The following is a 13,768-nucleotide window of genomic DNA, read 5'->3' as shown; positions in this document are numbered from 1 at the left end:
TTCCGCAGACTGTCTGTGGGAGCGACTTCAGTCGCGATGCCTCCATGCTTGCTCGATTCAAGAGCATCGCGACTGAAGTCGCTCCCGAGCAAATCAGCCGGTGGTTTCGATCCGTTCGACGCGGCGCAGGCCGCGCGGCAGCAGGTTGCCGCGGGTCGCACGGTTGCCGCCGTATTCGACCAGGTCGGCCCACTTCAGGGTGAGTTTGCGCGCGCCGGCGTACATCGTGACTTCGCCCTTGCCTTCGCTGACCACGGCCACGCCGGCCACGCGTTCGTCGCCGCTGGTCAGCTTGGCCTTCGGGATCTCGATCAGCTTGTTGCCCTTGCCTTTGTCCAGTTCCGGCAGTTCGGCCACCGAGAACATCAGCAGGTGGCCTTCGGTGGTGACCACCACGATGCGGTCGCGTGCCGGATCGGCGCTGACCTGCGGCGCCAGCACTTTCGCGCCGTCGCTGAGCGAGATGATCTGCTTGCCGGCCTTGTTGCGGCCGGTAAGCGCTTCGAAGCGGGTGACGAAGCCGTAGCCGAAATCGCTGGCGAGGATCAGCCGGGTGTCGTTGTCGCCGGCGATCACCGCGTCGAAGCTGGCGCCGTTGGCCGGACTGAAGCGGCCGGTCAGCGGCTCGCCGTTGCCGCGCGCCGAGGGCAGTGTGTGCGCCGGCGTGGAGTAGGCGCGACCGGTGGAGTCGATGAAGGCGACCTGCTGGGTGGTGCGCGCCTTCACCGCGGCGAGCAGGCCATCGCCTTCGCGGTAGTTCAACGCTTCGGCGTCGATGTCGTGGCCCTTGGCGGCGCGCGCCCAGCCTTTCTGCGAGAGCACCACGGTGACCGGTTCGCTGGCCACCAGCGCACTGTCGTCCAGCGCCTGTGCGGCCTCGCGCTCGATCAGCGGCGAGCGGCGGTCGTCGCCGAATTTCTCGGCATCGGCGCGCAGCTCGTCCTTGATCAGGCCCTTCAACTTGGCCGGCGATTTCAGCAGCACGTTGATGCGTGCGCGTTCCTCTTCGAGCTGGTCGCGCTCGGCGTTGATCTTCATCTCTTCCAGCCGTGCCAGCTGGCGCAGGCGGGTTTCGAGGATGTAGTCGGTCTGCTCCTCGCTGAGCCGGAAGCGCGCCATCAGTACCGGCTTGGGCTCGTCCTCGCTGCGTACGATGCGGATGACTTCGTCGAGGTTGAGGTAGGCGGTGTGCAGGCCTTCTAGCAGGTGCAGGCGGCGGTCGACCTTGGCCAGGCGGTTTTCCAGGCGCCGGGTGACCGTGCTGGTACGGAAGCTCAGCCACTCGGTGAGGATGCGTTTGAGATCCTTCACCTGCGGCCGGCCATCGAGGCCGATCATGTTGAGGTTGACGCGGAAGCTCTTTTCCAGGTCGGTGGTGGCGAACAGGTGCGGCATCAGTTCGTCGGCATCGACGCGGCTGGAACGCGGCACCAGCACCAGCCGGATCGGATTCTCGTGATCGGACTCGTCGCGCAGGTCCTCGATCATCGGCAGTTTCTTCGCGCGCATCTGCGCGGCGATCTGCTCCAGTATCTTCGACGGGCTGACCTGGTGTGGCAGCGCGGTGATCACGATGTTGCCTTCCTCGCGCTGGTACACCGCGCGGGCGCGCACCGAGCCGCCGCCACTCTGGTACATCGCCAGCAGGTCGGCACGCGAGGTGATGATCTCCGCTTCGGTCGGATAATCGGGCCCGCGCACGTGCTCGCACAGGTCGGCGACGCTGGCATCGGGTTCATCGAGCAGGCGGATGCAGGCGGTGACCAGCTCGCGCAGGTTGTGCGGCGGGATGTCGGTGGCCATGCCCACCGCGATGCCCATCGAGCCGTTCAGCAGCACGTGCGGCACGCGCGCCGGCAGCCAGCTGGGTTCCTCCAGCGTGCCGTCGAAGTTCGGTACCCAATCGACCGTGCCGTGGCCCAGTTCGCCCAGCAGTGCCTCGGCGATCGGACTCAGCTTGGACTCGGTGTAGCGCATCGCCGCGAAGCTTTTCGGATCATCCGGCGAACCGAAGTTGCCCTGGCCATTGACCAGCGGATAGCGGTACGAGAACGGCTGCGCCATCAGCACCATCGCTTCGTAGCTGGAGCTGTCGCCATGCGGATGGAACTTGCCGATCACGTCGCCGATGGTGCGTGCGGACTTCTTCGGCTTGGCGGTGGAGGCCAGGCCCAGTTCGCTCATCGCATAGATGATGCGCCGCTGCACCGGCTTCAGGCCGTCGCCGACGAAGGGCAGGGCGCGGTCCAGCACCACGTACATCGAATAATCGAGATAGGCCCGCTCGGCGTATTCCTTCAGCGGGATCTGTTCGTAATTGGCTTGCAGGTTCATGCGGCGATGTCTGATGAATGGCGCGCGACGCGCGGATAACCGGTCGATGGTGCCAGAACGCGCCGACCCGTGACAGCTTGCGGGAGCGCGGCCGTTGTGCCGCAACGGTCGCCGGGGCTCACCGGGTTTTGCCCTTGACCGCGGGCAACGGCGGTGCGCGCAGCGGCACCGGGGTCGACTGCACGATGGAGGTGGTGGTCTGGCCGTAGCGCAGGAAGCGATCGAGGATCAGGTCGAGGTTTTCCAGCGCGTCCAGGTGCACCTTGATGATGAAGCAGTCTTCGCCGGTGACGCGGTGGCACTCGACGACCTGCGGCATCTTCTGCGCGAGTTCGGCGATCTTCGGCAGTTGCCCGGGTACCGGGCGCACGCGCACGTAGGCCGTGATCGGCCAGCCCAGCGCCTTCGGGTCCAGGTCGAGCCGGCAGCCGCGGACCACGCCGGTTTCCTCCAGCCGCGCGAGTCGTTCCTTCACCGCTGGCGCCGACATGCCGATGCGGCTGGCGAGCTTGCTCACCGGCTGGCGCGGGTCTTCCTGCAGCGCCCTCAACAGCTCGATATTGCGCGGATCGGAGACGATATTGGAAATCTGAGGCATATCGTTAACAAGGCATGCGAAAGTGAAAGAATTGGCGAACGAATCTTTGGATAACGCATGGATCATGCGCCAATTATTTGGAAAATGGGAGGCCATGAACGAGCTGCCATCCACCTCTCCGATGCTCCGGTTTGCGCCGCCGCCGCAGTTGTATTTCGTGGCCAGCGCGATCTTTCATTACCTCGGCCCGGCCTTCGCCGTACTCCTGTTTGCCCGGGTCGAGCCGCTCGGCGTCGCCTGGCTGCGGATCGCCAGTGCCGCGCTGGTCTTCGCCGCATGGCGGCGGCCATGGCGTCATTTCCTGCAGACGAATGCGGCCGCGTGATGGAACGTCGTGGGGCTGGGCGTCGTGCTCGGCGGCATGAATGCCTGTTTCTACCTGGCGATCGATCGGCTGCCGCTGGCGACGGTCGGCGCGATCGAATTTCTCGGTCCGATCGCACTGGCGCTGGCCGGCTTGCGCACGCGGCGCAACACCGTGGCGCTCGCGCTGGTCGTGGCCGGCGTGTGGTTTCTGACCCACCTGCGCCTCGCCGGCGCGCCGCTCGGCTTCGTGTTCGCGTTTGCCAACTGCGCGCTGTTCACGCTGTACATCGTGCTCGGTCATCGGGTGGCGAATGATGAGGGCGGCAGCGCCCTCGATTGCCTGGCGAGCGCGATGCTGGTGGCACTGGTGGTGGTCACCATGATCGGGATTCGCCCAGCCGCGCCGGCGCTGCTCAGCCTGCCGCTGCTCGCCGCCGGCATCGGTGTGGGCGTGACTTCGTCGGTCATTCCGTACGTGTGCGACCAATTGGCGATGGCGCGATTGCCGCGGGCCACCTTCGCCATGCTGCTGGCCCTGTTGCCCGCCACGGCGTGCCTGGTCGGCGCCGTCGTGCTGCACCAGTTGCCCAGCCGCGCGGAGACGATCGGCATTGCGCTGGTCGCCGCCGGCATCGCCATCCACCGCGAGGCGCGGCGGTGAAGCAGAATCCATTTCGTGCAACCACAGCGAGGTATTCCCCATGAACTACGTACGACTCGGCAAATCCGGCCTCAAGGTCTCGCGCATCTGCCTGGGCTGCATGAGCTATTCGGTAACACCCACCGACGAGAGGCCATGGACGCTGGACGAGGAGCATGGCCGGCCGTTCATCCGGCGCGCGCTCGAGCTGGGCATCAATTATTTCGACACGGCAAACATGTATTCCAGGGGCGGCAGCGAACAGGTGCTGGGGCGCGCGCTGCACGACTTCGCCCGGCGCGAGGAGGTGGTCATCGCCACCAAGGTGTTCTATCCGATGCGCACCGACGCCAATGGCGGCGGCCTGTCGCGCAAGTCGATCATGACCGAGATCGACGCCAGCCTGCGCCGCCTCGGCACCGACTACGTCGACCTGTTCCAGATCCATCGCTGGGACGACACCACGCCGATCGAGGAAACGCTGGAGGCGCTGCACGACGTGGTGAAGGCGGGCAAGGCGCGCTACCTCGGCGCCTCGTCGATGATGGCGTGGCAATTCGCCAAGGCGCTGTACACCGCCGACCTCCACGGCTGGACGCGCTTCGTGTCGATGCAGCCGCACTACAACCTGCTCTATCGCGAAGAGGAGCGCGAGATGCTGGCGCTGTGCGCGCAGGAAGGCATCGGCGTGGTGCCCTGGAGTCCGCTGGCGCGTGGCCGGCTGGCGCGGCCATGGGAGGACGAGCCGAGCACCGTGCGTGGCGGCTCCGATCCATGGGGCGATGGTGTGTACGCCGCGAGCAAGGTGGCGGACAGGGCCGTGGTGGATCGCGTCGGCGAGGTCGCTGCGCGGCTCGGCATCCCGCGCGCGCAGGTGGCGCTGGCATGGCTGCTGCACAAGCCGGTGGTCACCGCGCCGATCATCGGCGCGACCAGGACCCATCACCTGGAAGAGGCGGTGGCGGCGCTGGCGATCAGGCTGCCGGAGGCGGAGATCGCGACGCTCGAAGCGGCGTACCTGCCGCATGCCGTTGCCGGCATCGAATGAGGCGCATGCCCGCGCTCTCGGGGCAGCCGTCTTGTTCATCCGTTTTCGCCGCGTGGAACATGTCGAGGATGTAACGCCGATGCGGCTGGCAACATGACTCCCCTCCTGCACGCGAAGGGGCCTATAGGCCAAGCAATCGCCAGGCCCAGTAGACGCCGATGCCCATTTGCACGGCGAAGGCGGCAAAACGGGCGTTCACGGCGATGACGCTGGTCGAGGCCAGGTGGATGCCGGACTGGATGATTCGCGCGCCCAGCAACCAGGGGGCGAGTGCGTCCGTGACTTCGGCCCGGTCAGTCGCCAGTGCCACGAGCAGCAGGCCGCCAAAGACAGGCAGGCTCTCGACGCAGTTCGCGTGCGCGCGGGCGAGTCGCTGCATGAACGGCGAGATGTTCGAGTTGTCTGGCTTGAACTCATTCGAGCGGACGCGACCGGTGACAACGAGGTAGCTGCGCAACACCTCCATGGCGACCAGCAAGAGCAAGGTCCAGGCGAGGAACAGTGTGAGTACCAGGGCTGAGGTGGTCATATTCGGCCTGCGCTCTGTGCGTGGCGGATGAAGCGTAGTGGAAGTCGACGCGTGTTTCGCATCGACTGGTCAGTGCAGGCGTTCGACCGGCGTGCCCCGCGATTCCAGTTGCGACTGCACGCTGTCCGGTCCGGCCAGGTGGGCGGCGCCGACGGCGATGAAGACGGTGCCGGGGCGTTGCAGCATGGCGGCGATTTTTACCGCCCAGGACCGGTTGCGCTGTACCAGCAAGCGCTGGTACAGCGCGGGTGCGTGCCGGGCCAGGTCTTCGTCTTCGATGTGGGCGATGGTGGCGACGTCGCCGCGTTTCCATGCGTCGATCAGGGTGGTGAGTTCGCCGCTGCCCTTGTCGGCGTCGCGCAGGGTGGAGCGCAGGAACTCCAGCTCGACGTCAGCGGGCAGGTCGGCGAGAAAGCGGATCTGTTGTTCGGAGGTTTCCAGTCCGTTGACCGGCTTGCCGGCCGCCTGCATCTGCGCCTTGAGCAGCTTGTCGACGCCGTGGGCCGGGTCGAGGCCGGCCTTCAGCAGCGGGGCCACCGTCAAGGTCAGCCCGGCCAGCCACGGCCGCATCATCCGCAGGGTGCTTGCGCCACCGGGCACGCCGGCGGTTTGCGCAGCGCGGGTGAGGGTGGCGTTTTCGGCGGCGCTGAGTTTGTCCGACAGCGGATGGGCGGGGTCCAGTCCGTATTGCAACACCAGCGCCTGCATGCGGGCCGGGTCGTCGTCGGTCAGTTCGATGGTCAGCGAGCCGCTGTCGGCGAGTGCTTTTTCCAATGCGGGCCAGCGCCAGTCGGTGTCGTTCGGCAACAGGTGCACGGTGCCGAAAAGATAGATCGTGGTGTCGGCATCCTTGACCATCCACAACGCAGGGTGGGCGATGGCTGCAACGGGCAGCAGCAGGGCGAGGCAGGCGAGCAGGCGCAGCGCGATGGTGGATTTCATGCCGACAGTGTCGCGACAACGCGATGGGTGTTCAATCCTGTCCTGAAAGTGCCGTTTTCAGGTCGGGGTTTCGTTGGTGAGTGCGAACGCGCTGCCGCGCGCCGGATCGACCGGACGGACTTCACAGGCCAGGCCATAGGCCAGACAGGGGTTTTCCGATGTGATGCGTGCCGCTTCCTCCAGGCTGTTCGCCAGGATGAACCAGTAACCGCCGACGACTTCCTTGCCCTCGGCAAACGGGCCGTCGGTGATCGCCTGCCGCGACACCACCTTGCCCTCCCGGGTCAGGCGTTGCCCGGCTCCGATCCGGCCTTCGCCAAGGAGCCGTTCGTACCACGCGTAGAACCGGTCGATCGCGTCCTGAATTTCTTCGCGTGGCGCACCCGCGTCCCACTGTCCGCGGGAGAGGACGAGGTACTCGGAGAGTGGGGTTTTCTGGTTCATGGGTGGCTTCCGTCGATCGGATCGGGAGGAATCTCGAGGCAAGGGCGGTGACGACTCCTGGACAGTCGCCCGAGCAGAAACAGGACCGCCGCTTCGGCGAGCACGAAACCGCAGCCCGACAACCCGGCAACGCTTTTGATCTTGCCCTGCTGCTCGTCGGTGGGAAAGAGTTCCAGCGAGCCATGGAAGAACCAGGCGACATCCATCAACAGGAGGGCCGCGAACAGAATCGTCAAAAGCGACAGAATGCCGATAAGGATTTTTCGCCCCATGCTGTGTCGCCTTTTGCCCGTCGCGATGCATCCGTCCCGTGGTCGGAGAGATGGTATGCACTCCGCATCGATGGATGCCGGCTCCTGCATCCTCCCTCCACTCGCACCCCCTGGAATGCACGAAGCAGATGCCTGCCATGAGTGTGGATGTTGATCACAAACATGCCGGCGTTTTGCGCGATGGCGGTGGCGGTGAGCGATCAGCGCGGCACGCGATAGCCGCCGGGCACGCCATTCGGACTAAGGGTGAGCTGCCACAGCTGGTCGCGACGGCTGCGGAATACCGCAGCGGAGACGGCGAGGTAATAGCGCCACATGCGGCGGAAGCGCTCGTCATAGCTCGCCGGCAGGGTCGACCATGCCGCCTCGATGTTGGCGCGCCAGGCGGTCAGGGTGCGGTCGTAGTCGGCGCCGAAGTTGTGCCAGTCCTCGACCACGAACAGGTCTTCCAGCGCGCTCGCGACCTGGCTGGCGGCCGGGATCATCGAGTTTGGAAAGATGTACTTCTCGATCCACGGATCGGTCTGGCCCGGCGCGCTGTTGCTGCCGATGCAATGCAGCAGCGAGAGACCATCGTCGTTCAGGCAGCGGCGCACGGTCTCGAAGTATGCGCGGTAGTTCTTGGCGCCGACATGCTCGAACATGCCCACCGAGTACACCGCGTCGAAACGCTCGTCGACGTCGTGATAATCCTGCAGGCGGATCTCGATCGGCAGTCCCGCGCACAGTTCGCGCGCGTACTCGGCCTGCTCCCGCGACACGGTGATGCCGACGCCCTCGATGCCGTAGTGCTCGGCCGCGTATTTCAACGCCTCGCCCCAGCCGCAGCCGATGTCGAGCACGCGCTGGCCGGTTTTCAGCTGCAGCTTGCGGCAGACCAGATCGAGCTTGGCCGCCTGTGCGTCGTCGAGGTTGTCGGCCTTGGCCCAGTAGCCGCAGGAGTACACCATGCGCTTGCCCAGCATGGCGTGGAACAGGTCGTTGCCGAGGTCGTAGTGTGCCTTGCCGATCTCGAACGCGCGCTCGCCGCGCTGCAGGTTGATGAAACGCGCCTTGAGGTGGGCGAGCAGGGCGTCGAGGGTTTTCAATTCCTGGTCGAGCCCGGCGGTGAGCAGGCGGGTACACAGGCCGGGAAGATCGTCGGCATCCCACCATCCGTCCATGTAGGCTTCGCCCAGACCGAGCGATCCATGCGCGAACACGCGCGGATAGAGGCGATCGTCGTGCACACGCAGGTCAATCGGGGCATCGCCGTCGATATGGATGCCGGCGTGTTCGAGCAGTGCGCTGGCGCGGTCTTTCAGGTCGTCCTGGCTCATGCGTTGTCTCTTCGTGGGAATCGTGCGCGGTCAGTGGCTGCCGAGCACGGCAAAGCTTGCCGGCGAACGTGCATACGTCACGTCGACACCGGCCGCGCGCACCAGTTGCAGCAGCGGCTCGACCTGCTCCTCGTGCAACAGGAATTCGATCTTCACCGGCAGGTCGTCGGCGAGTTCGAAGAATTGTTCCTCGTGCAGCACGCCATGCCGACCGAAACCGGCGATCGCGCGGAACACCGAGCCGCCGCCGAGGCCATGCCGCTTCGCCTGTTCCAGCAACCACTCGGACAGCAGCATGCCGTCGTGCTTTGCGCGCGAGTGGCAGTAGAAATACAGGTGCACGCCGTGCTGCAGGTTTTCCTGGTTCATGCCGATCACCGGGTCAATGACGCAGCAGGCTGCGGGTGAGGAAGATGCCGAGCACGGTCATCGCCAGTGAGCCGGCCACGTGCACCGCGACGTGGCCGCTGAACCACAGGTATTGCTGGCGCAGCAGCAGGGTGGCGGACTCGGCCGAGAACGTGGAAAACGTGGTCAGGCCGCCGAGAAAGCCGGTGAACACGAACAGCCGCAGTTCCGGCGACAGGGTCTGGAAATGATCGAACAAGCCCATCACGCAACCCATCAGCAGACCACCGACGAGGTTGGCGGTCAGCGTGCCCAGCGGCAGGGTGGGAAACAATGGATTGAGCAGGACGCCCAAGCCCCAGCGCAGCCAGCAGCCCAAGGCGCCGCCGATGCCGATCGCCACAAATCCGGTCAAACCCACAAGCGCGTCTCCTGACAATGAAGGTGTCCGGTTGCCGCGGTGGCAGGCACGCCTGCGCCGCCGGAAGCCGGTGGTGCAGGCATCATCAACTTCAACGCGGGGTCACGAGAAGCGGTTTGTCCCGGGACGCCGAAGCCGCCCGGAACGGGAGGCATGCCATCTCCCGAGCGGACATCCTAGTCGATCGGACCATGCGCTCGTCAAGCGCGGTTCTATACTGCCCGGCCCGCCGATACCGTCGTCCGCCATGAACTCAACCCCGCACACCGTGCGCCGCAGCCTGCCATGGCTGCTGGCGGCCCTGTCGATGATCGGGCCGTTCTCGATCGATGCGGTGTTCCCGGCGTTTCCGCTGGTCGGTGCGCGGTTCCATGTGGACAACGCAGCGCTGCAGCAGATCATCAGCATGTACCTGATCACCTACGCCGCGATGAGCCTGTTCCACGGCGCGATCTCCGACGCGATCGGACGCAGGCCGGTGATTGTCGCCGGCATGCTGGTATACGCGCTGGCGTCGGTGGGTGCGGCGCTGTCCACCTCGTTCGCGATGCTGCTGGCGTGCCGTGGGTTGCAGGGCATGTGCGCCGGTGCCGGGCTGGTGGTGGGGCGCGCGGTGATCCGCGACAGCCTCGAAGGTGCTGCCGCACAACGGCTGATGTCGCAGGTGATGATGATTTTCGGGGTGGCCCCGGTGATCGCGCCGATGGTCGGTGCGCTGCTGCTGCCGCTGGGTGGCTGGCACGGCATCTTCTGGTGGCTGGCCGGGTTCACCGCACTGCTGGCGCTGGCCTTGCTGCTGTTGCTCGACGAGACGCATCCGGCGGAAAGCCGCACCCGCTTTGCGCCGGGGCCGCTGCTGGCCGGCTATGTTTCGTTCGGGCGCGACCGGCTGTTCTGGCCGCTGCTGATTTCCAGTTCGGTCAATTTCGCGGGCCTGTTCCTGTATATCGCTTCGGCGCCGCGCATCGTGCGCGAGTTGCTGCATTTGTCGGCGCAGGGCTTTCCGTGGTTGTTCCTGCCGGTAGTGGCTGGCCTGATCGGAGGCGCGTGGTTGTCCGGGCGGATGGCCGAGCGGTGCAGCGCCGGGTTCACGGTGAACCTCGGCTATGCGGTGATGCTGTTGGCGTGCGTGCTTCATTTGTTGCTGGCACTGCTGTTCCCCGCGCCACGGCTGCCGTGGTCGATGCTGCCGCTGATCCTCCACGGCATCGGCGTGCAGCTGGCATTTCCGACGCTGACGCTGTTGCTGCTGGATCGTTTCCGGCATCGGCGCGGCGGGATTTCCTCGGTGCAGGCGTTCGCCAGCCTGCTGCTCTGCAGTGTCGTGGCCGGCGTGCTGTCGCCATGGTTGTCCGGCAGCATGTTGCAGCTCGCGCTGGGTGCTTCGGCGTTGACCGCCAGCGGTGTGTTCGCATGGTGGTGGTATCGCCGCCTCACGCATCGCGGGCTGGACCAGGCGATGACCGGCACCGTTCCGGCCACGACGCTGCAGGCGGAAATTGCCGAGCTGGGCTGATGACTACGCCGGCGAACCCGGCGGCTTGTTCGCGTTCTGCACCACGGCCTCCATCGACATCAGCACGGTGGCATCGGCCAGTGCCTTCACCAGCGACGGCGAACGATAGGCGGCATCGGCGACCCAGCGAAGCCAGACCGAATCGTCGACCTTTTCGTTGACGCCGTTGCCCAGCCGGCGATCGAACGGCGGCTTGAATTCCTTGTAGATGCCGCTCATGAACTCCGCATACGAATTGCGCGGCACGCCGGTGTCGGCGTCGGGTTCAGGCATGAATCGCTCGTTGCAGGCCAGGCCGGCATGGATCGCCTTGCGCTGCAGCCAAGCAAACGGCAGTTCCGGCAGCGGGTCGGGCTTGCGTCCGGCGCCGTCGCGGTTGTTGCCGCCGCCGACGTCGGAGTGCGAGCCGATGAACCAGCGCTGCTCGATTTCGATCTGCTCGAGCTTCTTCGAGGTGAGCGTTTCGCCGGGTTTGACGTTGTACGGGTTGCGTGTCCACTTCGTGGGAGCGAAGTCGGCTCGATGTTCGTCCAGTGCGAGCGCCTGGTAGGCGTACTTGACGATCTTGCTGAGCTCGGTGTCGTGGAACTGGTAGCGCGAACGGGCGTAGGGAAACCAGGACGCGGTGACCGGGATGCCGAGCGAGCCGACCGTATCCCACACGCCGATGAAGCGGATCTCGATCTCAAGCGAGTGGCTGGCGCGAAACGCTATCCCGGCCGGATCGTCAGGTTTGCACTTGGTGTCGCGGTAGAAATCGTAGGCGGCCGAAACCCCGGTCTTGGCCACTCTGCCATCGGCGCCGCGCCGGAGCAGGCCGCACTTGCGGATCATCCCGCCAAGACTGCGCGCGGTATAAGCGCCGCGGCTGAAGCCGAACAGATAGAGCTGGTCGCCAGGCTGCCAGGTCTCGCACAGCCAGCGGTAGCCATCGAGCACGTTGCCGGACAGGCCGTAACCGAACGCACCGCCGAGCAGATGGGTAATGCCGGGCTTCACGCCGACACCGGGGATGTAGTTGACGAGCTGCTCGACGCCGGCCGCGTCACGCGGCGCGATGAGCAGCCGCAGCCGCTCCACGTTGGTATGGGATTCGGGCTTGTTCCAGGTGCCGTCGAACAGCAGCGCAAGCCTGCGGATGGCCATGGTGCCTCCAGCGCGACGCGGGATGATTGCCTGCGGCGCCACTTTAGGAGCCTGCGGCGCGCGCGGCCAGTGTCGCGCGGCCGTGGCCCGGCGGGCGGTCGTGCCGCTACAGCGTCGGCGAGTCGTCGTGCAGCATCGCTTTGCGCACGATGCTGATCGGCGCGAAACCCTGCTGCATGAAGTCGTCGTGGAATTTCATCAGGTCGAAGTCTCGACCCTGCTTCGCCTCGACGTCGGCGCGCAACTTGAGGATCTGCAATTTGCCCAGCGTGTAATACAGGTAGGTGGGATCGGCTGTGCCGCGCTTGGTTTCGACCTCGCCGACCGCGCGCGATTGGTAGCCTTCGTCGACGAAGAAGTCGATCGCCTGCTCCATCGTCATCTGGCCGGTGTGCAGCTTGATGCCGACGATGAAGCGTGCATTGCGCAGCAGCGCTTCCTGCAACTGGCCCAGCCGCAGCAGGCGCTGCTGGCGCAGATCGTGCGGGTATTCGAACGCAGCCAGCCCTTCGTCCAGCATCATCTGCTCGCAGTAGTGCGCCCAGCCCTCGGCATTGGTGTTCGAGCCAAGCAGCTTGCGCACACGGTCGTCGAGCCGATGCATCCACAGGAACTGCACGTAGTGGCCGGGGTAGGCCTCGTGAACGGCGATGCTGCTGATCACCGGGTAGTTGAATTGCGCCATGAACTCTTTCGTGCGCTTTTTGCTCCAGCCAGCTTCGGGCAGGGTGACGTTGAAGTACGCCTCGCGGGCGACGGTTTCGTACGGTCCGGGTGTGTCCATCGAGGCGAAGGTGATCGCGCGCATGAAGGGCGGTGTTTCCTCCAGGGTCGGCCGCACCTGCGAGGGGATCGTGATGATGTGTTTCTGCCGGATGAACGCGGTGAGGTGATCGAAGGTGGCGCGGAAGGTATCCAGGATCTTGTCCGGCGGCGGATAGTCCAAGGCCAGTTCGGCCAGTACCTCGCGCGGCGTCTTGTGCGGGTCGAGCTGCTTGGCTACTTCGGCGAACTGGCGCTGGTTCTGGCGCAGGTTGGCCATGTCGATGGCGACAAGCCGGTCAAGCGGCAGGGTGACCATCTCGTCGTACTTCAGCTTGTCGCGGAACGCGGTGGCACCGATGCGGAAGTCGCCGTGCGAGCGCGGCAGCAGGTCGTCCTTCAGCCAGGCCTGGTAGTCCTGCAGCGCCTTGATCACGGCGGCGTTGCTGTTGGCGAATTGCTGCTTCAGGTCGGCGTCGGCGACCGCGGTGAAAGCCGACGGCACGTCGTGCTGGAAGAAGTGCACCAGCCCGGGCAACTGTTCCAGCGCGATTTGCGTGTAGATTTTCGGCGGGTTGTCGAGATTCTTGCGCGCTGCGGCGAGGGCGGCCGGCATCAGCCGTTCGCGGGCAATCAGGGCGCGCAGGCGCGTTTCCGGCGAGGCGAACTTGCGCGACATCAGGGTGAATGTGCTGCTGGTGATGCCGCTGGAGTAGATGTCCGGATTCTTCTGCCACGGGCGTATCGTCTCGAGCGTCAGCAGGGTGCTGCGGATGTTGTTCAGGACCAGCTCGCGGTCGCCCTGCACGCGCTCGCCAAGCGTTGCCGGGTCCACCGCCGCCACGCGGTGCTCCCATTGCTTGAGCGCCTTGACGTTCGCATCGACGCCGGCGCGCGAATAGTCCTCCAGCCTGGCGTCATAGGCGTGTATGCCGTCGACGGTGGCGAGGGAGGGGTTGGTCGGGAAGTAGTAGCTGTCGAAGTACGTATCGGCCAGTTGCATGAACGCCTGGTCTGCCGTCTTCGTCGCCGGTACGGCCGCTGCCTGCACGACCGTGGTGGCGCCGCCCATGGCCAGCGCGGCGGCCGTACCGAACAGGATCCGCATGACTTTCATCATCGTCAGTTCTCCCTCGGGGCGTG

Annotated in this window: 15 protein-coding genes and 1 riboswitch; of the genes, 4 read left to right on the top strand and 11 right to left on the bottom strand. The window is 65.6% G+C overall.

Annotated features, from left to right (window positions below; genetic code table 11):
• Positions 1 to 93: 93 nt before the first annotated feature.
• Both parC and CIW53_RS06065 read right to left on the bottom strand, forming a co-directional pair.
• Positions 94 to 2,334 (bottom strand): DNA topoisomerase IV subunit A, encoded by a 2,241-nt coding sequence (gene parC, locus CIW53_RS06070; RefSeq protein WP_149363790.1) that lies wholly within the window; start codon positions 2,332 to 2,334, stop codon positions 94 to 96.
• A 118-nt stretch (positions 2,335 to 2,452) separates the two neighbouring features.
• A complete protein-coding gene (locus CIW53_RS06065; RefSeq protein WP_149363789.1) occupies positions 2,453 to 2,932 on the bottom strand; it encodes an Lrp/AsnC family transcriptional regulator in 480 nt (159 codons plus the stop codon).
• 94 nt (positions 2,933 to 3,026) lie between these two features.
• Here CIW53_RS06065 and CIW53_RS17885 point away from each other — a divergent pair, with 94 nt between their 5' ends.
• The 3 genes from CIW53_RS17885 to CIW53_RS06055 are packed head-to-tail and all read left to right on the top strand — an operon-like array spanning position 3,027 to position 4,926.
• The gene (locus tag CIW53_RS17885) at positions 3,027 to 3,257 is read left to right on the top strand and encodes a hypothetical protein (RefSeq protein WP_242451787.1); all 231 of its coding nucleotides are present in this window, start codon (positions 3,027 to 3,029) and stop codon (positions 3,255 to 3,257) included.
• A 9-nt stretch (positions 3,258 to 3,266) separates the two neighbouring features.
• Entirely contained in the window at positions 3,267 to 3,899 is a 633-nt protein-coding gene (locus CIW53_RS06060; protein ID WP_242451786.1) for an EamA family transporter, read from the top strand.
• Positions 3,900 to 3,939: 40 nt separating this feature from the next.
• Positions 3,940 to 4,926 carry an aldo/keto reductase gene (locus tag CIW53_RS06055; protein ID WP_149363788.1) on the top strand — a complete coding sequence of 329 codons (987 nt, stop codon included), beginning with the start codon at positions 3,940 to 3,942 and terminating at the stop codon, positions 4,924 to 4,926.
• Positions 4,927 to 5,047: 121 nt separating this feature from the next.
• On the opposite strand, the gene CIW53_RS06050 is transcribed toward CIW53_RS06055, so the two are convergent.
• The 7 genes from CIW53_RS06050 to crcB all read right to left on the bottom strand — a co-directional run bounded on the left by CIW53_RS06050 (position 5,048) and on the right by crcB (position 9,201).
• Positions 5,048 to 5,455: an MAPEG family protein gene (locus tag CIW53_RS06050; RefSeq protein WP_149363787.1), complete on the bottom strand. Its 408-nt coding sequence runs from the start codon at positions 5,453 to 5,455 to the stop codon at positions 5,048 to 5,050.
• 69 nt (positions 5,456 to 5,524) lie between these two features.
• On the bottom strand, positions 5,525 to 6,397 hold the full coding sequence (locus CIW53_RS06045) for a TraB/GumN family protein (protein ID WP_149363786.1): 873 nt from the start codon (positions 6,395 to 6,397) through the stop codon (positions 5,525 to 5,527).
• A gap of 57 nt (positions 6,398 to 6,454) precedes the next feature.
• Positions 6,455 to 6,841 carry a YciI family protein gene (locus tag CIW53_RS06040; RefSeq protein ID WP_149363785.1) on the bottom strand — a complete coding sequence of 129 codons (387 nt, stop codon included), beginning with the start codon at positions 6,839 to 6,841 and terminating at the stop codon, positions 6,455 to 6,457.
• Positions 6,838 to 7,113, bottom strand: coding sequence for a hypothetical protein (locus CIW53_RS06035; protein WP_149363784.1), 276 nt, complete (start codon positions 7,111 to 7,113; stop codon positions 6,838 to 6,840). Before CIW53_RS06035 ends, CIW53_RS06040 begins: the two co-directional genes overlap by 4 nt.
• A gap of 200 nt (positions 7,114 to 7,313) precedes the next feature.
• Positions 7,314 to 8,432: a cyclopropane fatty acyl phospholipid synthase gene (gene cfa, locus CIW53_RS06030; RefSeq protein ID WP_149363783.1), complete on the bottom strand. Its 1,119-nt coding sequence runs from the start codon at positions 8,430 to 8,432 to the stop codon at positions 7,314 to 7,316.
• 30 nt (positions 8,433 to 8,462) lie between these two features.
• Positions 8,463 to 8,801: a DUF190 domain-containing protein gene (locus CIW53_RS06025; protein ID WP_149363782.1), complete on the bottom strand. Its 339-nt coding sequence runs from the start codon at positions 8,799 to 8,801 to the stop codon at positions 8,463 to 8,465.
• Between the two features lie 13 nt (positions 8,802 to 8,814).
• Positions 8,815 to 9,201 (bottom strand): fluoride efflux transporter CrcB, encoded by a 387-nt coding sequence (gene crcB / locus CIW53_RS06020; RefSeq protein WP_149363781.1) that lies wholly within the window; start codon positions 9,199 to 9,201, stop codon positions 8,815 to 8,817.
• 69 nt (positions 9,202 to 9,270) lie between these two features.
• A riboswitch (Fluoride riboswitch) is annotated at positions 9,271 to 9,374 on the bottom strand.
• A 74-nt stretch (positions 9,375 to 9,448) separates the two neighbouring features.
• Between crcB and CIW53_RS06015 the strand changes: the two genes are divergently transcribed.
• Positions 9,449 to 10,717 (top strand): multidrug effflux MFS transporter, encoded by a 1,269-nt coding sequence (locus CIW53_RS06015; protein ID WP_149363780.1) that lies wholly within the window; start codon positions 9,449 to 9,451, stop codon positions 10,715 to 10,717.
• A gap of 3 nt (positions 10,718 to 10,720) precedes the next feature.
• Here the strand turns inward: CIW53_RS06015 and CIW53_RS06010 are convergent, their stop codons facing one another.
• Both CIW53_RS06010 and CIW53_RS06005 read right to left on the bottom strand, forming a co-directional pair.
• Entirely contained in the window at positions 10,721 to 11,863 is a 1,143-nt protein-coding gene (locus tag CIW53_RS06010) for a DUF2235 domain-containing protein (protein WP_149363779.1), read from the bottom strand.
• Between the two features lie 106 nt (positions 11,864 to 11,969).
• On the bottom strand, positions 11,970 to 13,745 hold the full coding sequence (locus CIW53_RS06005) for a DUF885 domain-containing protein (protein WP_149363778.1): 1,776 nt from the start codon (positions 13,743 to 13,745) through the stop codon (positions 11,970 to 11,972).
• Positions 13,746 to 13,768 lie beyond the last annotated feature (23 nt).

The sequence above is a fragment of the Rhodanobacter sp. T12-5 genome, assembly GCF_008329435.1.
Lineage (GTDB): Bacteria > Pseudomonadota > Gammaproteobacteria > Xanthomonadales > Rhodanobacteraceae > Rhodanobacter.
The sequence above is the reverse complement of the archived record's forward strand: the minus strand, read 5'-3'. Positions and strand labels throughout refer to the sequence as shown.